General features: G+C 60.6%; 21 protein-coding genes and 1 riboswitch. Of the genes, 10 read left to right on the plus strand and 11 right to left on the minus strand.

Annotated features, from left to right (window positions below; genetic code table 11):
* The first annotated feature begins 208 nt into the window (after positions 1 to 208).
* The 4 genes from ACFSNN_RS19965 (at position 209) to ACFSNN_RS19980 (ending at position 3,151) form a co-directional block, all read left to right on the plus strand.
* Positions 209 to 1,396 carry an ammonium transporter gene (locus ACFSNN_RS19965; protein WP_134456407.1) on the plus strand — a complete coding sequence of 396 codons (1,188 nt, stop codon included), beginning with the start codon at positions 209 to 211 and terminating at the stop codon, positions 1,394 to 1,396.
* Positions 1,397 to 1,651: 255 nt separating this feature from the next.
* Positions 1,652 to 1,713: riboswitch (Fluoride riboswitch) on the plus strand.
* A gap of 78 nt (positions 1,714 to 1,791) precedes the next feature.
* Complete coding sequence (crcB, locus tag ACFSNN_RS19970; protein ID WP_012432623.1) at positions 1,792 to 2,172, plus strand: fluoride efflux transporter CrcB; 381 nt, start codon at positions 1,792 to 1,794, stop codon at positions 2,170 to 2,172.
* A 178-nt stretch (positions 2,173 to 2,350) separates the two neighbouring features.
* The gene (locus ACFSNN_RS19975; RefSeq protein WP_134456408.1) at positions 2,351 to 2,614 is read left to right on the plus strand and encodes a PepSY domain-containing protein; all 264 of its coding nucleotides are present in this window, start codon (positions 2,351 to 2,353) and stop codon (positions 2,612 to 2,614) included.
* 15 nt (positions 2,615 to 2,629) lie between these two features.
* Positions 2,630 to 3,151 (plus strand): cytochrome b/b6 domain-containing protein, encoded by a 522-nt coding sequence (locus tag ACFSNN_RS19980; RefSeq protein WP_134456409.1) that lies wholly within the window; start codon positions 2,630 to 2,632, stop codon positions 3,149 to 3,151.
* A 187-nt stretch (positions 3,152 to 3,338) separates the two neighbouring features.
* Here ACFSNN_RS19980 and ACFSNN_RS19985 read toward each other — a convergent pair whose 3' ends face one another.
* From ACFSNN_RS19985 to ACFSNN_RS19995, 3 genes are all read right to left on the minus strand, one after another.
* Complete coding sequence (locus tag ACFSNN_RS19985) at positions 3,339 to 4,244, minus strand: LysR family transcriptional regulator (protein WP_134456410.1); 906 nt, start codon at positions 4,242 to 4,244, stop codon at positions 3,339 to 3,341.
* A 239-nt stretch (positions 4,245 to 4,483) separates the two neighbouring features.
* The gene (locus tag ACFSNN_RS19990) at positions 4,484 to 5,128 is read right to left on the minus strand and encodes a lysozyme inhibitor LprI family protein (RefSeq protein ID WP_134456411.1); all 645 of its coding nucleotides are present in this window, start codon (positions 5,126 to 5,128) and stop codon (positions 4,484 to 4,486) included.
* A 153-nt stretch (positions 5,129 to 5,281) separates the two neighbouring features.
* Positions 5,282 to 5,563 (minus strand): hypothetical protein, encoded by a 282-nt coding sequence (locus tag ACFSNN_RS19995; RefSeq protein ID WP_134456412.1) that lies wholly within the window; start codon positions 5,561 to 5,563, stop codon positions 5,282 to 5,284.
* A 378-nt stretch (positions 5,564 to 5,941) separates the two neighbouring features.
* Here ACFSNN_RS19995 and ACFSNN_RS20000 point away from each other — a divergent pair, with 378 nt between their 5' ends.
* A complete protein-coding gene (locus ACFSNN_RS20000; RefSeq protein ID WP_134456413.1) occupies positions 5,942 to 6,160 on the plus strand; it encodes a hypothetical protein in 219 nt (72 codons plus the stop codon).
* A 1,400-nt stretch (positions 6,161 to 7,560) separates the two neighbouring features.
* On the opposite strand, the gene ACFSNN_RS20005 is transcribed toward ACFSNN_RS20000, so the two are convergent.
* Positions 7,561 to 7,887: a hypothetical protein gene (locus ACFSNN_RS20005; RefSeq protein ID WP_244322748.1), complete on the minus strand. Its 327-nt coding sequence runs from the start codon at positions 7,885 to 7,887 to the stop codon at positions 7,561 to 7,563.
* 462 nt (positions 7,888 to 8,349) lie between these two features.
* Here ACFSNN_RS20005 and ACFSNN_RS20010 point away from each other — a divergent pair, with 462 nt between their 5' ends.
* On the plus strand, positions 8,350 to 10,341 hold the full coding sequence (locus tag ACFSNN_RS20010) for an acyl CoA:acetate/3-ketoacid CoA transferase (RefSeq protein ID WP_134456415.1): 1,992 nt from the start codon (positions 8,350 to 8,352) through the stop codon (positions 10,339 to 10,341).
* A 97-nt stretch (positions 10,342 to 10,438) separates the two neighbouring features.
* Here the strand turns inward: ACFSNN_RS20010 and benD are convergent, their stop codons facing one another.
* From benD to catA, 5 genes are all read right to left on the minus strand, one after another.
* Complete coding sequence (gene benD / locus ACFSNN_RS20015) at positions 10,439 to 11,215, minus strand: benzoate diol dehydrogenase BenD (RefSeq protein WP_134456416.1); 777 nt, start codon at positions 11,213 to 11,215, stop codon at positions 10,439 to 10,441.
* Positions 11,212 to 12,234: a benzoate 1,2-dioxygenase electron transfer component BenC gene (benC, locus tag ACFSNN_RS20020; protein ID WP_134456417.1), complete on the minus strand. Its 1,023-nt coding sequence runs from the start codon at positions 12,232 to 12,234 to the stop codon at positions 11,212 to 11,214. Before benC ends, benD begins: the two co-directional genes overlap by 4 nt.
* A gap of 38 nt (positions 12,235 to 12,272) precedes the next feature.
* On the minus strand, positions 12,273 to 12,761 hold the full coding sequence (gene benB, locus ACFSNN_RS20025) for a benzoate 1,2-dioxygenase small subunit (RefSeq protein ID WP_134456418.1): 489 nt from the start codon (positions 12,759 to 12,761) through the stop codon (positions 12,273 to 12,275).
* Positions 12,758 to 14,116 (minus strand): Rieske 2Fe-2S domain-containing protein, encoded by a 1,359-nt coding sequence (locus tag ACFSNN_RS20030; RefSeq protein ID WP_134456419.1) that lies wholly within the window; start codon positions 14,114 to 14,116, stop codon positions 12,758 to 12,760. The genes benB and ACFSNN_RS20030 overlap by 4 nt, the downstream gene beginning before the upstream one ends.
* Before the next feature lie 112 nt (positions 14,117 to 14,228).
* Positions 14,229 to 15,164, minus strand: coding sequence for a catechol 1,2-dioxygenase (gene catA / locus ACFSNN_RS20035; RefSeq protein ID WP_134456420.1), 936 nt, complete (start codon positions 15,162 to 15,164; stop codon positions 14,229 to 14,231).
* Between the two features lie 174 nt (positions 15,165 to 15,338).
* On the opposite strand from catA, the gene ACFSNN_RS20040 reads away from it, so the two are divergent.
* The 3 genes from ACFSNN_RS20040 to catC all read left to right on the plus strand — a co-directional run bounded on the left by ACFSNN_RS20040 (position 15,339) and on the right by catC (position 17,891).
* Positions 15,339 to 16,262 (plus strand): LysR family transcriptional regulator, encoded by a 924-nt coding sequence (locus ACFSNN_RS20040; RefSeq protein ID WP_134456421.1) that lies wholly within the window; start codon positions 15,339 to 15,341, stop codon positions 16,260 to 16,262.
* Between the two features lie 105 nt (positions 16,263 to 16,367).
* Positions 16,368 to 17,495, plus strand: coding sequence for a muconate/chloromuconate family cycloisomerase (locus ACFSNN_RS20045; RefSeq protein WP_134456422.1), 1,128 nt, complete (start codon positions 16,368 to 16,370; stop codon positions 17,493 to 17,495).
* A gap of 93 nt (positions 17,496 to 17,588) precedes the next feature.
* Positions 17,589 to 17,891 (plus strand): muconolactone Delta-isomerase, encoded by a 303-nt coding sequence (gene catC / locus ACFSNN_RS20050; protein ID WP_134456423.1) that lies wholly within the window; start codon positions 17,589 to 17,591, stop codon positions 17,889 to 17,891.
* 71 nt (positions 17,892 to 17,962) lie between these two features.
* Here the strand turns inward: catC and ACFSNN_RS20055 are convergent, their stop codons facing one another.
* Both ACFSNN_RS20055 and ACFSNN_RS20060 read right to left on the minus strand, forming a co-directional pair.
* Positions 17,963 to 18,235 (minus strand): hypothetical protein, encoded by a 273-nt coding sequence (locus ACFSNN_RS20055; protein ID WP_012432609.1) that lies wholly within the window; start codon positions 18,233 to 18,235, stop codon positions 17,963 to 17,965.
* 190 nt (positions 18,236 to 18,425) lie between these two features.
* Positions 18,426 to 19,886 (minus strand): efflux transporter outer membrane subunit, encoded by a 1,461-nt coding sequence (locus ACFSNN_RS20060; RefSeq protein ID WP_134456424.1) that lies wholly within the window; start codon positions 19,884 to 19,886, stop codon positions 18,426 to 18,428.
* A 76-nt stretch (positions 19,887 to 19,962) separates the two neighbouring features.
* Between ACFSNN_RS20060 and ACFSNN_RS20065 the strand changes: the two genes are divergently transcribed.
* Positions 19,963 to 20,586, plus strand: a complete 624-nt coding sequence (locus ACFSNN_RS20065) for a TetR/AcrR family transcriptional regulator (RefSeq protein WP_134456425.1) — start codon at positions 19,963 to 19,965, stop codon at positions 20,584 to 20,586.
* The last annotated feature ends 68 nt before the right edge of the window (positions 20,587 to 20,654 follow it).

The raw sequence follows: 20,654 nt of genomic DNA on the forward strand, positions 1-20,654 counted from the left end.
CGTCCGTGCTGCTGCGACAAACACATGCACATGAATTGTGCGTTTTAGTGCGAGTTCAGGTGCACGCGCAACGGCTAGCGTGTAACTCGAAAAGGGCACCCAATCCCATCCCGGTGCCGATTTGCACCTTGTCGGCGCGGCCTGCGCACACATTTGGCCCGCTTCTTGCATTCAATGCCCGCTTTTTTGGCATACGCGAGACACATCGATGGAAAGTCTGAAAACCGGCACCGACACCCTCTTTCTTCTGCTCGGCGCCGCGATGGTGCTCGCCATGCATGCGGGATTCGCATTTCTCGAACTCGGGACGGTGCGCAAAAAGAATCAGGTCAATGCGCTGGTCAAGATTCTGGTGGACTTCTCGGTCTCGACGATCGCGTATTTCTTTATCGGGTACGCCATCGCGTACGGCGTGCAGTTCTTCGGCAGCGCCGAGTCGCTGGCAGCGCACAACGGCTATGCGCTGGTGCGCTTCTTCTTCCTGCTGACGTTCGCCGCCGCGATTCCCGCGATCGTGTCCGGCGGCATCGCCGAACGCTCGAAGTTCAACCCGCAACTCTTCGCGACGTTCGTGCTGGTCGGCTTCATCTATCCGTTCTTCGAAGGGATAGCGTGGAATAACCGGTTCGGCATCCAGGACTGGCTCGCCCATGTGTTCGGCGTGCCGTTCCACGACTTCGCCGGCTCGGTCGTCGTGCATGCGTTCGGCGGCTGGGTCGCGCTGCCGGCCGTGCTGCTGCTGGGCGCCCGTCACGGCCGTTATCACCGCGACGGCGGTATTGCCGCGCATCCGCCTTCGAATATTCCGTTCCTCGCGCTCGGCGCCTGGGTGCTGGCGGTCGGCTGGTTCGGCTTTAACGTGATGAGCGCGCAGACCATCGACAAGATCAGCGGCCTCGTCGCCGTCAATTCGCTGATGGCGATGGTCGGCGGCACGTTGACCGCGTGGCTCGCGGGCCGCAACGATCCCGGCTTCACATACAACGGGCCGCTCGCCGGACTGGTGGCGGTCTGCGCGGGCTCCGACGTGATGCATCCGCTCGGCGCGCTGGTGACGGGCGGCATCGCCGGGGTGCTGTTCGTTTATATGTTCACCTGCGTGCAGAACCGCTGGCGCATCGACGACGTGCTGGGCGTGTGGCCGCTGCACGGTTTGTGCGGCGCGTGGGGCGGCATCGCGGCAGGCATCTTCGGCCTGCGCGCGCTCGGCGGTCTGGGCGGCGTGTCGTTCGGTGCGCAACTGGTGGGCACGCTGGGCGGAATCGCGGTGGCCACGCTCGGCGGCACGCTCGTGTACGGCGCGATCCGGATGACGGTGGGCCTGAGGCTCGATCAGGAAGACGAGTACAACGGCGCCGACCTGTCGATCCATAAGATTTCGGCGACCTCGGAGTGAGGTCCGACCGGGCGCGCCGACTGACGTTTCCGGTGCGTGAACGAGTCGCGCCGGCGGCGTGCCGTCCAGCTTGAGTCCGGACCGGAACGTCTCTGACACTCTCGTCGCGTGAACGTCGCGCCGGTGGTCCGCGAAGATCGATCGCGTGAATCTCGCCAGCGCCGGATGAATATGCGGCCCTCCATCGGACAGCGTGCGCCAGCACCCCGCCGGCGAGCGCCCAGACCTGTCCCCACATGCATGCGGATGTTAGACTTGCGCGCTGGAGATGGCATTCTCCCTTAACCGCCCTCGTGGCTGATGATGCCTGCTTCGTCCGGCTGAACGCGGAGGCGGCATCTCACTCCTCGCTCTGCCCGGTTTGTCGACACTCCGGTTTTGCCAGGCTTCCTCCCATGTATTGGTCTATTCTCGCTGTCGGCATCGGCGGCGCGCTCGGTTCGTTATTCCGCTGGTTTCTGGGCATTCGCCTGAACGGCGTCTTCAGCGGCTTGCCTCTCGGCACTTTCGCCGCCAATGTCATTGCCGGCTACGTCATCGGCGTCGCGGTCGCAGGCTTCGCGCGGGCGCCGCAGATCGCGCCCGAATGGCGGCTCTTCGTCATTACCGGCCTGATGGGCGGCCTGTCGACTTTCTCGACTTTTTCAGCGGAAGTGGTGCAGCGCCTGCAGGACGGCCGGCTCGGCTGGGCGGCCGGCGAAATCGTGATTCACGTGGGCGCCTCGCTTCTGATGACCATGCTCGGCATCGCGACGGTGTCGCTGCTGTCGCGCTGAAGTCGCGGCGAGCTGAAGCGCTTGAGGCGTGTGCGCTGCCGCTTCTGCCTTGCCTTGCTTCGCGTAGCGAACGTCTAGCATGTCCCTCCGGCGCCAACTCGAAACCTACAATCAGCTTGCGGTCCGACCAGGCTCGACGTAGAGTGTGCGCTCGACAAACCAGCACATGAGGTGACGGATGTTCAAGTTCCTGGCGTTATGTGTCGCATTGGGTGCCTCCGGCTCGGCCTTCGCTAAAGCCGATTGCCCGGCCCATCCGAAGAGCGAGTGGATGAAGGAGTCGGATGCGCGCGCCCAGCTCGAAGCACAGGGCTACAAGATCAAGAAGTTCAAGGTCGACGGCAACTGCTACGAAATCTACGGCCATAACAAAGAGGGCAAGAAAGTCGAGATCTACTACGACACCAAGACGCTTGCCGTCGTGAAGTCCGAGATCGACTAACGCCTCGTGCGCGCGATGCCCGTCAAGACCTGGGACATGGGCGTGCGGTTCACGCACTGGACCGTCGCGGGCATCGTCGTGTGGAATCTGTTTGGACCCACTGATCAAGCGCACCGGGTACTCGGATATATCGCCGCGGGCCTGGTTGCCTGTCGCATCGCGTGGGGGTTTGTCGGCACGCGGTACGCGCGATTCTCCGCCTGGTGGCCGACGCCGGCGCATCTGAGAACCTACGTGCGCTCGCTGGCGGCCGGCAAGCCGCTGCATCATGTGTCTCACAATCCGCTCGGCGGGCTGATGGCCATCGCCCTCTGGCTGCTGATTCTCGCGCTGGCAGCAAGCGGCTGGCTGATGCGCCTTGACGCCTTCTGGGGCGAAGACTGGCCGCATGAGCTTCACACATATCTGTCAATCGCGCTGCAAGCCTGCGTGTGCGTTCATATCCTCGCGTCCGTCGTCATGAGCATCTGGACACGCGACAACCTGATCCGTGCGATGCTCACCGGCTATAAACGCGATCCCGCCGACAAGCGCTGACAGTTGCAAGCGCTGGCGATGCTAGCGTCAGTCCACTTCTAGACTCGCCACGAACCTCGGACCAACAGCTGCGCGGGTTCGCACAATCACGCTGGATCAAACCCAGCGACGGCTTTGATCGCGCAATGGTCTTTACCATTGAGACGCTGGAGGAAGCAGCCACGCGAGACAAGAGATTCGACGCAAACTACAGTTGGTCTGCAAGCTGACCCGAATACAAACCGATCAACCAGTCGATAAAAACGTCGACGCGCCTCGGCTTGGTCCGATTCGGCATATACACGACGGACACAGGGCGAGGATTCGACGGATAGTCTCTCAACACCTTAATCAGTCGACCGGCTCGCACATGCGGGTCGAGTACAAAGGTGCCGCCCTGTATCAGCCCGAGGCCCGCAAGCCCACATGCCACGTAGGTATCCGCATCGTTCACAAGGATCGAACTTTTCAGCGCAACGGAACGGACCTCGTTTCCCTCGAGAAACTCCCAACTTCTGATACGGCCTGACTTCAGGGCGTAATTCACGCCGATATGATTGCCGAGGTCATCCAGGGATAACGGCTCGCCATGCGCCCGGATGTAGTCCGGCGACGCGTAGGTCAACGTTTTGTAACTGCCCACTGTCTTGGCGACCACGCCGAGTTCGCTCACCGGTCCCACGCGCACGGCGCAGTCCAGTCCCTCCTCGATCAGATCGGGATGATGATCGGCAATGCCGATGTCCAGTTGAATGTCTGGATTGCTGGCGAAGAACTTCGGCAGTTCCGGTATAACGACCGACTTCGCGACTAACGAGGGCATGCTGACACGGACTATTCCGCTATTGCTTCCTTTGGATGCCTGAGCGTCGGCGTCCATTTCTTCCAGATCCCGCAGAAGCGCGACGCAACGTTCGTAGTAGCGAATGCCTGCATCGGTCGGCTTGCTTCGACGCGTTGTCCGGATCAGAAGCTTCACGCCCAGATCCGACTCGAGCGCCTGAACCATACGGGTGACATAGACCGTTGACGTATGCAGGACTTCAGCGGCTCTCGTGAAGTTGGTCGATTCGACCACCTTCACATACGCCTTCATTGCGGAAATCTTGTCCATTGTTTTGTTGTCGCGTCCTTCTTTGCATTTGGGAGTTCGTTACGTGTACCGGGAGGAGCGGCGAGATCGTCGGGCCGAGGGCTGAATCCAAAGGTCCCGTCGCTATTTTCGGAGTACTGCGAGGCTCGGGCGACCAATCGATGCTCATAGCAATGCCGGTCCCGATCATCGCATGCGAGCTAAAGCTCTCCTTGCGTACCATCGAGGCCGCCCGGAACTTGCACATTGGCGATTTTTCTCTAGCGGTCTTTCGGCGTCCCGCCACCCTTCGCTCGCCGCCTGAAGAGCACACCGAATCCCAGCGCGACAAGCAAGGCCACTATCAGACCCGCGCTCATGCCCGTCGTGCCGCGCCTGTCATCCGGACCGGAAGCGGCGGAGGCGACAGCAGGTGCGGAACTCGGCGTTTCGACCGGCTTCGGAAGCGCTACGCCAGCGGCACTGCCCTGGCGCACGAGAGAGGCCTCCGACGTCGGGGAGGCCTGCGAGGCGGTGGAGGCAACGGCGTCCGAAATCGGACCAACTGGAGCCATGTCAGTGGATGAAGCGATGGCGGGAGCCTGCGCAACGTTAGAACTCGCTTCGGCAGACCTGGCCAGCGCCTTCCACTTTGCGAACACCGTATCGATGCAGTGAACGTCGGTGCACGCGTTGCGCGATTGCCGCCACTGAGCGACCTGTTGGGGCGAAAGCTTGCCGCTGCTCAACAGAGCCTGTTGTTGCGCAGAAATATCGTCGTACTCATTGTTCAGGATGGCGTGATCGCATATGACGCGTTCGGCCGGTTGTCGCGTGGTTGCGCATTGAATATCGCTTGCCCATGCTCCGGTTGGAGCAAAAGTCGCCATTGACAGCAGCACTGGCCAAAATCGCTTTAGATGCACCGGCTCTCCTTGAATGTCGTTGCCTTGCTAAAAGTGCGGTCGCTCGTAAGCGAAATTCTCTATGCCTGTGACAGGGTCGCGAGACGCCGACAGTGCCGCCGCACGAGGCGGCACTCGGAGCAGCTTACCGAATCCGGGTCACAGCCGCCGTTTTCATGTCGCAATTAAAAGAGACCTCGCCTGTTCAAGAAGCGCGTGCGACGCTGCAAACTCATTGCGTCCCGCCATTGTCAGCGCCGCTTGACCTGTGCGCGCGAACAGATCGTCGTCAGATGTCGCGACGGCATTCAGTTCGGGACCGGGACGGTCGTATCGGCGAAAGAACTCGAGCATTCGCGACGCATCCAAACGCAAATCCTTTGGACCCGCCGTGGCTAGAATCTCGGCGGCTGCAGCCAGCTGTCGCGTGGCCTGGAGGAATTGAGTGCGGTCCATGACACTTGCCCCATGAGTCACCGTGGTCGATTGTTGGAAGAGTTTATCGCAAGACTTTCCAGCGCCGCCGACAGCGGGGGCTTGACGAGGCGCGCGGCCCCGTTGCATTGCACACGTTCGTGGTCCGTCCAGAGCTTATCCCTTCACCTCTGGAGTGACGATTGGCGACCTGACTCAGCCCCGCGCTTCGCGCAAGTGTTGGCTCTGGCGGCAGCAGCTAAGCTGAAATGTTCGTCTGAACCCAACATCGGGTCGTGCGCTCGCCCGCTCAAACCGGCATCGACAAGGCGTGCAGCCCGGCTCGAATGGCCGCCCGTAAATTAGCTCTCAGTCGGCACGATCGTTGCAACTATGGCTGCCTCAACGGAGGTTGCCATCATGTGCGTTTTGCAGGGTTTCGTTAATTCCATTCCGCTGCGTGCGTCTTCACTTGTCGCCGCCGCGGCTATCTCTGTCGCGGTGCTCTGCGGCACCGGCATCGCAGCATTCGTTGGACTGCTGCCCGAGTCGGATGACGTTGCCGTCGCGGTGACCGTGACGCCGTTGATCGACATGCAAGTCGACGCTTATGTGAAGCGTGTTGCCAACGCGTACTGAACCGCCCGCCGGACAACACGCGAGAACGCCGCAGCCATGCACTGCTCGTCTCCGTGCGAGCTATCGCGATGTCGCTCCCAGTCAGCGGTCAGGAGCGCAGTACGCCTTTCAAACGCCCCAGTTCAGCGGGTCTCGTGTATGAGCGATACAGTTCGCCGACTGTGCCGAATGCCAGGGCAGGTTTGAGAGTCGCACCGGGAAGTGCGTGAGTAATCCAGTCAAAGGCATTCATTTCGCGTTGAGCAGCATGCACCGCTGCCGTAAGCACCGTGAGCGCCCGTTCTGCGGAGTGCCCACCGAGGTCGACAAAGCAGCTCTCAAACGGATGCTTCGTTATGCTCTCGACGTGTAACGCTGACTTTCGAACGTCCAAATCAACCTCCTTCGCGGATTGCCCATCCTGTATAGCAACTGAATGTGACAATACATCGCGTTGTCCCGCCGACAATTCGACGCGGCTCGCGCGAGCGTAGAGGGCACCGCGCGGCGCGGCGACCGTTCGGGAGAATGGCACGCCATAACGCGGCGTGAACACGCGCCCACCTCTTTTCGAATCCAGTCACGAGTATTCCTCGTATATACAGTCAGACCCACGCAATGAAGCGTGGCAACTCTGGAGGAATACGCCATGAGATACAGGACTGTGTTCGTCGCTGACACGCTCTCTGCCGATGCCGATGCCGAAGTAACAGGACACGCAATCGGCGTCAGGCGTTCGAATTCGGCGTAACGCTGTCATTTTTGGGCGTTCGGCCACGACTCACTTGCATGCCTCGCATCGGGCCACACAACATCTGCCCTGATTGCGCTGGAGTAGCTGCTTGCGATTCGCCGCTGCGCAACCAGTCATCTTTGAGCGGCATACGAGAGTTCGGCGTGCTGACGCACGCGCCTGCATCAAAGGAGAAACACCATGGAAAAGTTGGCGACGAAACTTCTGTTCGCGCGTATTGCTGTCGTGTCACTCTGCGCGTGCGCCGCGACGCTTGCGCAGGCCGGCGGGAATGGCAACGGTGGGTCTGGCGGCGGCGGTGCTCACGGTGCCGCGACCGCGGGCATGACGTACCACAGCGAGCCCGTCTCTAGCCCCTGGAATCGGGTTCCCGGCGACATGAGCAGGAGCGCGGATACGATGCATAAGGATATGCCCGGCATGACTCCCGAGAGCGACACTGCCCCGAGTAAAACCGCGCAATGAATGCGTGAAAGTTTGCCGGCGCGAGACGGTTCATTCGCCTGCGCGCCCGGCAACTTGTCCGCAATGACTCGCTACCTCGGGTGGAGATTCAGCTTACCGTGGTCGGATTCGCATACCGACATTCCGCGACACTGCTGGGCCAGAAGAACGTTACTTAGGGCCAACCGGAAGGCGTACTCGCCGGTTGCGCGCACCGCTCTGTTTAAATCGCCAACTGCCCTGGCAAGCGCATGAAGTTTTCGATAAGCCGCAGCAAGTCCGTTTCATCGGGCCGCGTACCCCATCGGCTGTATCCCGCAACAGACGCAATGGCGAACCAGGAATGCGGCGGAAACCATTCCGCTCGCACTGTCACGCCGCCGATGATTCGCAACCGTCCCGTATCGCTGAGAAACTCAGCGTGAATCTTTTCGCCGCCGACGGTTTTGCTGGCGATGACTGGCGTGGACCGAAGCATAAAGCCCTCCTGCAATTTCTGACTGCTAAAAGTGGATGCTCGTGAACTGGCTCTCCCGAAGAAAACGAACATAGCCGGGACGTTTGCATCAACCCGCCGAGTCGGCGACGAAGACCAGATTTTTGACGACACTGCGTGCTAATAGGCAAGTTGCGTGCCGGACAGATCAAACGCTCGATAATCGAACTTTTGCCCATTTTTCATTTGCGGTCTGCCTGGTTCTGGAGCAATTGACTTTGCCGGATGCACGCAAGTGAACAGCGAGGCACCCGTTCCGTGCCGGGCAGCGCGCCGCGAAAATGGAACCCAATGTCCTCGCTCATCCGCGAACCCACTCCATCGATGTTCGAAAGACGACCGCGCGAGACGTGTACTCTTACGAGTGAGCCGTAACTTCATTCGCAAAGCCGGCTCCCCGCCGACGACGAATGCCGATACACCAGCCAACGCGCGGGAACCATAGTCGCGCCGCGGCAGGTCCGAACAACTACATAGCGCCGGAGCCCGGCTCCACGGTGCGGTTTGGAGACATCAATGAGCGCAGGCTTTCAACACCCGTTTCTCGCCACCGCAAACAACATTGGGCGAGGCAAAATCGTCAGCTCCCAGCAGGCGGTCAGACTGATCCGTCCGGGTAACACGGTGGCCACTGGCGGCTTCGTCGGCATTGGCTTTGCGGAAGAAATCGCCGTCGCACTGGAACAACTGTTCCTCGACTCGGCCGCCGACGATAGCGACGCCCCGCGCAATCTGACGCTGGTCTACGCGGGCGGTCAGGGCGACGGCGCTCGCAAGGGCCTGAATCACTTTGCCCATCAGGGTCTGGTTCGACGGGTCATCGGCGGTCATTGGGGGCTCGTGCCGGGGCTTCAACGCATGGCCGTCGAAGGCCACATCGAAGCGTATAACCTGCCTCAGGGCGTCATCTCCCAGCTGTTTCGCGATATCGCGGCGCATCGGCCCGGTCATTTGTCCACGGTCGGACTCGATACCTTCGTCGACCCGCGCAACGGCGGCGGCAAGCTCAACGCCCGCACAACGGAGGATCTGGTTAGCCTGATATCGGTCAACGGCGCCGACTGCCTTCTGTACAAGACATTTCCGGTCGACGTCGCCATCGTGCGGGGCACCACTGCCGATGCAAACGGCAATGTGACGATGGAAAAGGAAGCGCTGACGCTGGAGTCCCTTGCCATCGCAATGGCCGCGCGCAACTCGGGCGGGATCGTGATCGTTCAGGTGGAGCGCATTGCCGAAGCGGGGACCCTGAATCCACGACAAGTCAAAATACCCGGGATTCTGGTCGACTGCGTTGTGGTCGCGAAACAGGAAAACCATTGGCAAACCTTCGCTGAGTCGTACAGCCCCGGTTTTGCGAGCGAGCTTCGCATTGCGACGAGTTCGATTCCAGGCATGGCACTGACAGAGCGGAAAGTCATTGCACGGCGCGCTTCATTCGAGCTGATGGCCAATAGCGTCGTCAATCTTGGAATCGGCATGCCGGAAGGGATTGCCAGCGTCGCGAACGAAGAGAAGGTGTGCGACCTTTTTACGATGACAACCGAGCCGGGCGTCATCGGCGGTATTCCGGCCGGGGGCCTGAATTTCGGCGCGGCAACCAATACCGACGCCATCATCGACCAGCCCTACCAGTTCGACTTCTACGACGGCGGCGGTCTTGACATTGCATTTCTCGGGCTCGCGCAAGTGGACCGGGAAGGCAACCTCAACGTCAGCAAGTTCGGGCCGAAGCTCGCGGGCGCGGGTGGCTTCATCAACATCTCGCAGGCGGCGAAGAAAGTGGTGTTTGTCGGAACCTTCAACGCCGGCAAGCTGGACGTCAGTATCAAGGACGGGCGTCTGCAAATTCTGCACGACGGCCTTTGTCGAAAATTCGTCGACGCGGTGGAACACCGAACCTTCGGTGGTCGTTACGCTAATGAACGGCAGCAGCCCGTGCTCTACATTACCGAGCGATGCGTCTTTACCCTCACGCCCGACGGACTCGAACTCGTCGAGATTGCTCCGGGGGTCGATCTCCAGCGCGACATTCTTGCGCAAATGGGCTTCGCGCCCGTCATCAAATCGCCGCCGCGGCTGATGGACGCCCGCATTTTCGACAATAAGCCGATGGGTTTGCGAGCCATGCTGTTAAGGCTGACGCTCAGTGAGCGGTTCAGCTACGACGCCGACAAAAACATGTTGTTCATCAATTTCGAAGGGCACAAGGTCATGACCGTCGACGACGTCGAAGCAGTCAGAGCGGAGGTCGAGCGAGTGCTGTCCGGCCTCAAGGTGCGGCCGCACGCAATCGTCAACTACGACAATTTCTCCATAGCGCCCGAAGTCATCGATGCTTATTCTGAAATGGTGAATGGCCTCGTCGCCCGATACTATTCGGACGTCACGCGTTACACGACAAGCAGCTTCCTGCGCATGAAACTGGGGGACGCGCTGCAGCGGCGCAGCGTCGCAACGTACATCTATGAGAGCCCCGAGGAGGCATCGTCTCACGAGGCGCGTTAGCCTGAAGGACGCGCCTCGCATCTGATCCTGCGGCGGCCCGCGGCCGCAGGCCGGTCCTCCTGGTCGCGTGAGCCAGTTGTCCGGAGAACGTAACGAATCAACCCGTGTCGCCGCCTGCCACCGGCAACACCGTTCCAGTGATATAACCCGCCTCGTCCGAAGCGAGAAACAGAATCGGCGCGGCCTGCTCGTCGATGCTGCCGTAGCGCTTCAGGAAGGTCGATTCGGTGACCTGCTTCACCGCTTCGCCCATCCAGATTTTTTCCTGCTCGCTATCGCCGGCCGCGTTACGCGGGACACGTCGCGCAGGTGCATCGGTGCCGCCCGGCGCGGTGGCGACCACGCGGATGTTGTGCTCCGCGTATTCCATCGCCAGCGACTGCGTCATCGCGTTCACGCCGCCCTTCGCCGCCGAATACGGAACGCGGCGGATCCCGCGCGTGGCATTCGAGGACACGTTCACGATCGTCCCGCCTCCGCGCTTGAGCAGATACGGCAAGACTGCATGGCATGCGTACAGCGTCGGCATGAGGGAGCGCCGGATTTCCGCATCGATCTGCGCAGGCTCGAACTCGGCGAAGGGACGCATGCGAATCGCGCCACCCACGCCATTGACCAGAATATCGATGCCGCCAAAGGTGCGCGCGGCGAAGGCCATCGCCGACGCGGCGCCTTCGTAAGTTTCAAGGTCGGCGACAAACCCTGCTGTTTGTGCGCCGTGCGCTTCGGCGGCGACTTCCGAGACGAAGTCGGCGCGGTCCACGAACAGCACCTTGCCGCCTTCGGCGGCTGCGCGAAGCGCTACCGCACGACCGATGCCCTGCGCGGCGCCGGTGACCACCATGACCTTGCCGGCGAATCGTTGCGTGCTCATGCGGTCCTCGGCGCTGCGTTGGGCGTGAACTTCTCGTAGTGGAAGCTGTTGGGCCTCACGCCGTTGTCGTCGAAATGCTTGCGCACGGCATCGACCATCGGCGGCGGGCCGCACAGGTACACGTCCACGTCGCCGTCGTTGACGGCCTCCGCCGGCATGTGCTGCGTCACCCAACCCTTGCGCGGATGAGTCGACTCCGTATCGGCCACCACCGTGCTGTACGTGAAATTCGGCAGCTTCGCTACGTAGGTTTCGATTGCATCGACCTGCACGAGGTCGAGGTCGCGCGTGACGCCGTAAATCAGATGGACTTTCTGCTGCGAGTTCGTGCGAGCCAGCACTTCAAGCATCGACAGGAACGGCGCCAGGCCGGTGCCGCCGGCGAGGAACAACAACGGCCGCTCGACCGCGCGCAGATAGAAGCTGCCGAGCGGTCCGGTCAGTTCCACCTTGTTGCCTGCCTGCGCGGATTCGAGCCAGGTGCTCATCACGCCGCCAGAAATTTTCTTGATCAGAAAACTGATTTTCGATTCGCCCGGTGCCGACGAAAAGGAATACGAACGATGCTGACCGCTGCCAGGAACGTCGATGTTGACATACTGGCCCGGCAGGAAGACCGGCGCGGCCGCGTCCACGTCCAGTTCGAGCACGATGGCCGCATCGTTGTGCGCTTGCACCTTCGTCACGGTCGCGGCGAACTTGCTTTGCTCAGTCTTGCATGCGGTGGACGATGCCGGCACCGCAATGACACAATCGCTTTCCGGCACCATCTGGCAGGTGAGAACGAGACCGCTTTCCTTCTCATCCTCGCTCAGCGCATCTTCGATGTAGTCGTCGCCCAGGTCGTAGCTTCCGCTCTCGGCGCGGCACTTGCAGGTGCCGCACACGCCATCCGAGCAATCCATCGGCAGATTGATTTTGGCGCGAAAGGCGGCATCGAGTACTTTCTCGCCCGCCTTGCATGTGACAAAGCGGGTCACGCCGTCTTCAAAATTCAGTGCAATGTTGTAGCTGGACATCTTGCCTCCTGTACTTCTCTATTCCGCGGTGTTTGCGCTCAAACGTGATAGACGTCGAGTACCTGGCGGATGTAATCGTCCTTCAAGACGATGCGCTTGTAACAAATCAACAGCTCATCGTTGACCTTGCGCAGAGTGACGAACATCGTGCCGAAAAACTGGTCGGTGGTTCTGTAACGGTGGCTGAGCGTGTTGAAGTTGTAGCGCACGTCCACCTCGCTCTCGCGCTCGGCCAGCACTTCCACATTGGTGACGTTGTGACTGGTTCGCGGCTCAGGCATCGAGGCGCTGCTGCGCTCAGTCTTGATGCGGAACACACGGTCTTCCAGGCCACCACGGTCCGGGTAATACATCAACGAAATCTGGCTCTCGTGGTCGTCGGTGAGCTGGTCATCGTCATCCCACGCCGGCATCCAGTACGTGACGTCCTCGGTATAGCAGGCGAGCCATTCGTCCCATTGACGGTCGTCCAGCAGGCGCGCTTCGCGGAACAGCACCGCGCAAATTGTCTGGTGATCGAAGCTCATGCCACGGCCTCCCCTTGTTCTTTTCTGAGTGCGTCGCGCATCACATGGACCCAGTACTCGTGCTGACAGACGAACAGGCCCTCGTCTTCACTGCGCTCGCCTGAAATGCGTGGCTTAAGGCCCATATTTTTTGCGTTCGCGTCGGCGCCTTCGACCCACAGCGGCGCGCCGCGCGACAGGTCGTTCCACATTGCAGTGGTGCCGGCATAGCCTGCCTGGCAGGCTCGGAATTCTTCGAGGTCATCCGCGGTGCCCATGCCGGAGACGTTGAAGAAGTCTTCGTACTGGCGAATGCGCGTAGCCCGGTCGGATGCGCTCTCGCCCTTCGGCGCGAAACAGAAGATGCTGACTTCGGTCTTGTCCACGCTGATCGGACGTACGACGCGAATCTGCGTGCTGAACTGGTCCATCAGGAACACGTTCGGATACAGACAAAGATTGCGGGTCTGGTTGACGATAAAGTCCGCCTTCACCTCGCCCACGCGTGCCTTGATTTCGTCGCGGTATTGATAGACCGGCCGCACTTCCGGGTTCATCGTCTTGGTCCACAACAGGATGTGGCCGTGCTCGAAGCCATACACGCCGGCCACGGATTTGCTCCAGCTGTTCGCATCCACGGCCTTGGTGCCCTCGACCTTGCGCCGGTCCATCGTCGCGGCGTAATTCCAGTGCACGGTGCTGACGTGGTAGCCGTCGCAACCGTTCTCCATCTGCATCTTCCAGTTACCGTCGTAGATATACGATGAATTGCCGCGCAACACCTCCAGCCCATCCGGGGCCTGGTCGACGATCTGGTCGATGATGACCTTCGTCTCGCCGAGGTAGTCCTCGAGTGGAATCGCGTCCGCGTTGAGCGTGCCGAACAGGAAGCCGCGATAGCTCTGGAAACGTGCGACTTTTTTCAGATCATGCGAGCCGTTGGTATTGAATTGAATCGGGTATTCGGTGGTCTTCACGTCTTTGACTTTCAGCAGCTTGCCGGTGTTGGCAAAGCTCCAGCCGTGGAAAGGACACGTGAAAGTGCCTTTGTTGCCGTGCTTTTTACGACACAGCATCGCGCCTTTGTGCGCGCAGGCATTGATGACCGCGTGCAGTTCGCCGCTTTTGTCGCGAGTGACCACGACAGGCTGGCGGCCGATCCAGGTGGTGTAGTAGTCGTTGTTATTGGGAATCTGGCTTTCATGCGCGAGATAAACCCAGTTGCTCTCGAAGATGTGCTTCATTTCGAGTTCGAACAATTCAGCGTTCGTGAAGATGTCGCGGCGGCAACGGAATACACCGTTCTGCTTGTCGTCCTGAACTGCGGTGTGCAGCAGTTCATCGAGTTGCGAGGCTTTGTCGAGAGTTGCGGACATGAGTGCTCTCCTACGCGTGCTCCGGGTCACGGAGCACGCGCATCAGTGTCGAAAGATTCTTGCTAAGGATTGAGCGGCAGCAGTGGTACGACGTAGCGGCCGCGTTCAGCGCTCAGGCGCTGACAGACACACGCGGACGATGCACGAGCTGGTTATCCTTGCCGTGAATCAGCGGAGTCAACTCGATGTCGAACTGGATTTCCTTATACGCATCGGTCTTCATTCCCAGCGCGGTGCCGCCGGTCTTTTCGACCACGTGGGGAATCAGATCCTCGCGAGTGGCGTAAGCGAAGTCGTCCCAGATCAACGGATCACCTTCGATGTTGATCTGCGTCGTCAGCTTGCGGGACTTGTCGGAGGTGACGAAGAAGTGCACGTGCGCCGGGCGGTTGCCATGGCGGCCGAGCACGTCCAGCAGTTGCTGGGTCGCGCCATGCGGCGGGCAGCCGTAGCCTACCGGCATGAGCGTGCGGAACTCGTACTTGCCGTCGGAGCCGGTGCTGACCGCGCCGCGCAGATTGAACTCGCTCTGCTTGCTGGTCGGGTCGAAGTGCGAATAGAAGCCTTTCGAATTGGCGTGCCAGCATTCGACCAGCGCCCCCGCGACGGGCTTGCCATCCGGGCCAGTCACCGTGCCGCGGATCACCAGCGGGCCGGCGTCCTCGTCCGGATCGATATCGATTCTCGACACGCCGTCGCGCACCGGCGCACCGGCGACATACAGCGGACCTTCGATGGTACGCGGCGTGCCGCCGGTAATTTCAGCCGCTTTGTCCTCCGCGTCCATGCGGATGTCGAGGTATTTCTCCAGACCGAGACCGGCAGCCAGCAGCGCAGCTTCGCCGTCCTGGCCGAGCTTGTTGAAGTAGTGGACGCCGGCCCAGATTTCGTCGGGCGTCATGTCGAGGTCGTCGATGGCCTTGAACAGGTCGCCGAGCAGGCGATTGACGATCTGCTTTGCGCGAGCCTCGCCGTCCTGGCCGCCCACGTTGGCAGCAGCCTTCAGCAGGTCTTGCACTTCCTTCGTATCGAACACTTTGACGCTCATGTCTGCTCCTGAATCTCTATTTTCTGGTGGGGTAAACCCTTGGTTTAGCGCCCACTTGAATATGCCTGAGAGGTATAATGGGTGCTGAAACAGAGTGTGAATGCAGAATAATGGACGTCAGAAGGGCTCGTCCAACACTGATTTAGTATCGGCCTATATCCACGAGGTATTGAAATGGAACTGCGGCATCTTCGCTATTTCGTCGCCGTGGCCGAGGAACGCAATTTCACGCGCGCGGCCCAGCGGCTGAACATGGCGCAACCGCCTTTGAGCCGTCAGATCCAGCAGCTCGAAGAGATTCTCGAGGTGCAGCTATTCCAGCGGGATTCGCGTCCGTTGAAGCTCACCGAGACGGGCAAGTTCTTCTATGCTCACGCCGTGCAGTTACTGGCCCAGACGTCCGAACTCGAATCCATGACGCGCCGCGTGGGCAACATCGAGCGCAGCCTCTCCGTCGGTTTTGTCGGCTCGACGTTGTATGGCATGCTGCCCAAAATCATCCGGCGCTTCCGCGACGAGAACACCACCGTCGAACTCAGCCTTCACGAGATGTCGACGATGGACCAGATTCGAGCACTCAAGGACGGTCAGATCGACGTCGGGTTCGGTCGCATTCGGCACGAGGACCCTAACATCCGCCGGGTGATTCTTCGCGAGGAGAAGATGATCGTTGCATTCCCGGAGGGCCATCCACTCTCAATGGCCAAGCCCGTCCTCGCTCTCAGCGACCTGGTCAACGAAACGCTGATCATTTTCCCCAAGGCGCCGCGCCCCAGTTATGCAGACCAGGTGCTGGCGGCGTTCGAAGACCGCGGTCTCAAGCCTCGCCGCATCTATGAAGTACGCGAGTTGCAAATCGCGCTAGGCCTCGTGGCAGCGGGCGAAGGCATTTCTGTCGTCCCGAGTAGCGTGTACGGCCTGAAGCGAGACGATGTGAGCTACAAGGAACTGGACGACCCTACTCTGGTTTCGCCCATCATCATGAGCATGCGTGCGCTCGACGAGTCGCGCGACATTCGAGAAATGCTCGAACTCATCTATCGGCTGTACGATGAGGAAAAAATAAGCTTTGCACCCCGTAACGATTCGGGGCGGTGAGATCCGTTATACCCCGGAGGTATCGCACTAGACGTCGACGGTGTTGGACAGGCGGTTATTGCGCACGCAATACTTCGGCAACCCTTCCACTCCAACATTCCCGGCATGAACGTCCACATCACCTCTGTCGAAGCGATTCTGGTTGATCTCCCAACCATCCGCGCGCATCAGCTTGCCATGGCGACGATGCAGCAACAAACCCTGGTGATCGTCCGTCTGCGCTCGAACGACGGCATCGAGGGTCTTGGCGAAGCGACTACGATTGGCGGCCTGTCGTACGGCGACGAGAGTCCCGAAGGCATCAAGCTGACCATCGACACCTATCTCGCACCGGCGATCGTTGGGTTGGACGCGACCAACATCAACGACGCAATGCTCAAGCTGAACAAGGTCGCCCGGGGGAACCGGTTTGCCAAGTGTGCAATCGAGACGGCTTTGCTGGATGCTCAGGGCAAGCGCCTGGGCGTTTCCGTTTCGACGCTTCTTGGCGGCGCTGTCCGCAAGACGCTTCCGGTCCTGTGGACGCTCGCAAGCGGCGATACCCAACGCGATATAGATGAAGCGGAAACGCTGCTCGCCGAACGTCGCCACAATACGTTCAAGCTGAAGATTGGACGGCGTAGCGTTCGTGATGACGTAGCGCACGTGTCGAAGATCAAAGCGGCGCTCGGCGACCGCGCCAAAGTCACGGTCGACGTCAATCAGGCGTGGAACGAGGCTGACGCGGCGCTGGGAATCGAAGTACTCGAAGGTGCCGGCATCGACCTCATCGAGCAGCCTACTCCGCGAGAGCAGCGCGGCGCACTCGCGAGACTTGCATCGCGTTTCATCGTACCCATCATGGCCGACGAAGCTGTGACAGGTCCCGAAGATGCGCTCGAACTTGTGCGCGGCGCCTGTGCGGATGTGTTTGCGCTGAAGATCGCGAAGTCCGGCGGAATCTACGGAATGATGCGTACGGCGGCCATTGCGGATGCAGCCGGCGTGTCCCTGTATGGCGGCACGATGCTCGAGGGCAGCATCGGGTCGATTGCATCGGCACATGGATTCAGCGCTCTGCCGCAACTTGCCTGGGGCACCGAACTGTTCGGACCGCTCCTGTTGAAGGACGACATCGTCACTGCTCGCCCGCAGTATCGGGACTTCGACCTTCATCTGCCAGAAGGACCTGGCCTGGGCTTGCAGATCGATGAAGAGAAGCTTGCTTTCTATCGTCGCGACAAAAATAGCTGAGTGCAGAGTCAGTCCAGCACCGGGCACGACAACCCATTCCAACTAGTGCGCCGGCGAACCTGAGAGACCCCAACTTTTTCGAATGAGAAACACATGCTATATCTCGTAAGAATGGACGTACACCTGCCACACGATATGCCCGTGGCCCAGGCTGACGAAATCAAGGCGCGAGAAAAAGCGTACTCACAGGAGCTTCAGCGCCAGGGCAAGTGGCAGCAACTCCATCGCGTTGTCGGCGAGTATGCGAACTACAGCGTTTTCGATGTCGATTCGCACGACGAACTGCACACCATCCTCGCAGGCCTGCCGCTGTTTCCGTATATGACGATGAAGGTGACCGCGCTTGCACGCCACCCGTCGTCTATTGAACGGCAGTACGCCGGTGCCGAAAAGTAAAAGCGGGCAATGGCAAGCGTCACGAGTGCCCACGCTATCGAAAATCAGCAACGAACCGATGTCTTTCGCGGTTAGTCCCCGAACGGGTTGCCGGTGTCTTTCACTTCGGTATTAAGGTTGTATTCCGCACGCACGGCCTTGAGCACGCCTTCGATGTCGCGCTCGAAGCCGACCGCGTTGCCGAAGTGCGTCATGTTCCAGTTGCAGCCTGTCTTGTCAGGCTCTTGCAACTGCGGCCGGGGCACGCGAATCTTCACGCCATCCTCGACGATTTCTTGCAGCCGATGAATTCGCCGGTTGACTTCCTGCTGAAGCTGCGAGGCGTTGAGTGTCTTGCGTATCATCCGAGTCTCCTTCCACTTGTTCGAGCAGTCTAGCGCAGGCGAGGCGTGCCGCGACCTCAGGCGATGAAATGCAGAGTGCGTGAGAGTGGGCAAGATGCGATGGCTCGTCCGGTTGCGTGGAAAGTTGAGCGTTTGGGACTTTTCTGTCCGGCTGCAGCCAGCTGCGGGCGCTTCGTCCAGCGTACGGCCGCTATCGACTGGCGACCGCTTCAGACACGTCAGGTTGCCAGCCGCCACCTAGTGCCTTGAACGCGGCGACCGCCGCGCGCGCCGATTCGGTTTGCGCCTGCACGCGCGCGTCCGACGCGCGCAGCAGGTTATCGTCGGCCTGCAACACCTCGATCAGGCTGACGACGCCTTTTTGATACGCCGCGAACGAGGCCGCTCGCGCCCGGCCGAGCGAAGTCACACCCTGTGCGAGCACGGCAGCCTGCTCCTCGCGCTTCACGAGTGCCGAGAAGGAATTCTCGACGTCCTCGGTTGCGTGCAAGGCGGCAAGCCTGTACGCGGCGAGCATCTCGGCCTGCTGGCCTTTGGCCTCATTGATCTGCGCATTGATGCGGCCGAAATCGAACAGACGCCAGCGCAGTCCCAGCACGCCGGCGCCCTGACTGGCGCCGCTACTGAACAGGTTGCCGCTGGCCACCGAGGTGGCGCTCCCAATCAGTCCACTGAGCGACAGCTTGGGGTAATACTCAGCGACCGCCACGCCGATACGCGCATTCGATGCAGCAAGGCGACGCTCGGCCACGATCAGATCGGGCCGGCGCCTGAGCAACTCGCCTGGCGAACCGGTGTCCGCGATTCGCGGGGCGGCCGGGATATCGCCGCCCTCGAGGAGTTCCGCCCGATGCGTGCCGGGCTGCGCGCCCAGCATTACGTCCAGCGCGTTCATGGCCGCATCGAGACCGGCCTCCAGCACCGGGACGGATGCCTGCACCTGGGCCAGCGCACCTTCGGCCTGGCTTACCTGAAGGTCGGCCGCCAAGCCCTTGCTGTACAAAAGGTTGATGGTCGAAAGCAGGTCCTGCTGCGTCTGCAACTGCTTGCGCGCGACCTGCAGACGAGCCTGCAATCCGCGAATGGTGATGTAGATGTCGGCGGTCTGTGCTGTCACAGCCAGCCGCGTGGCCACCTCGCCGGCCTCCGAAGCCTGATAGTCTGCAAGTGCCGCTTGCCGCCCCCGACGCAGGCCGCCAAACACATCCAGTTCCCAGCTCGCGCTGAAGTTGGCCTCATAGTCGTTGCCGTAGCGATCGAAACCGGGCGTTGAATTCAGGATACGCCCCAGCGGAGTTTCAACCGACTGATAGACCCGGGCCGCCTGGCCGCTGACATCGCCGGAAGGCAGTAGCGCGGCATTCGCTGCCCCGAGTCCCGCGCGCGCCTGCGCGACGCGCGCGGCGGCTTGCGCGAGGTCCAGGTTCTGCTCCAGCGCGAGCGTGATGAATCGTGCAAGTCGCGGATCGCCGAAACCCGTCCACCATGTGATCAAGTCTGCATTCTGCGCCGCCTGGCGGTGATCGATCGCGGCCTGGCCCAGGAAATGGTCCGGCATGGCTACATCGGGCCGGCTATAGTCGGGGCCTACAGCGCAGCCCGCCAAGAGACTCGCAGCAATGACCGCGGCAAGGAGGTGTTTGGGTAGCATGGGCGTCTTTGCGAGATTCTAACCGTGACTATAATACCAAATAGTCACTAGTTGTCCATTCCTGTATGCTTTGTCCATGAAGAAAAACATTCCCATCCCCTCCGCAGTTCCCGCGCGCGGCCCGGCTGATCACGAAGTGCGGGACCAGATCGTTGCCGCCGCCACCGACCACTTCAGCCGGTATGGCTACGAGAAAACCACGGTCTCCGACCTTGCCAAGGCGATCGGATTTTCCAAGGCCTACATCTACAAGTTCTTCGAATCCAAGCAAGCCATTGGCGAGATGATCTGCGTCAACTGCCTGCAAGAGATCGAAAGCGAGGTGCGCACAGCCGTCGCGCAGACCGATCTGCCGCCAGAGAAGTTGCGACGGATCTTCAAGGTCTTCACCGATGCGAGCCTGAGGCTGTTTTTCCGGGATCGCAAGCTATACGACATCGCAGCGTCGGCCGCCACGGAGAACTGGCAGGCCGTGCAAGCCTATGAAGCACGTGTCCAGCAGCTGCTCCAGGAAGTTCTGCAGGAAGGTCGGCAAAGCGGCGACTTCGAACGCAAGACACCGCTGGACGAAACCGCGATGGCAATCTATCTGGTGCTGCGCCCTTACCTCAACCCGCTGCTTCTGCAATACAACCGGGACACCACCGATGTCGCGCCCGCGCAGCTGTCCAGCCTGGTACTCCGAAGTCTGTCGCCCTGACGCGAACACATTTAGTGACGCTTGACTGAATTAGTCACTAGAACCATAATGGAAGCCGTCATCACTTC

The sequence above is a fragment of the Paraburkholderia dipogonis genome, from assembly GCF_042680985.1.
Lineage (GTDB): Bacteria > Pseudomonadota > Gammaproteobacteria > Burkholderiales > Burkholderiaceae > Paraburkholderia > Paraburkholderia phytofirmans.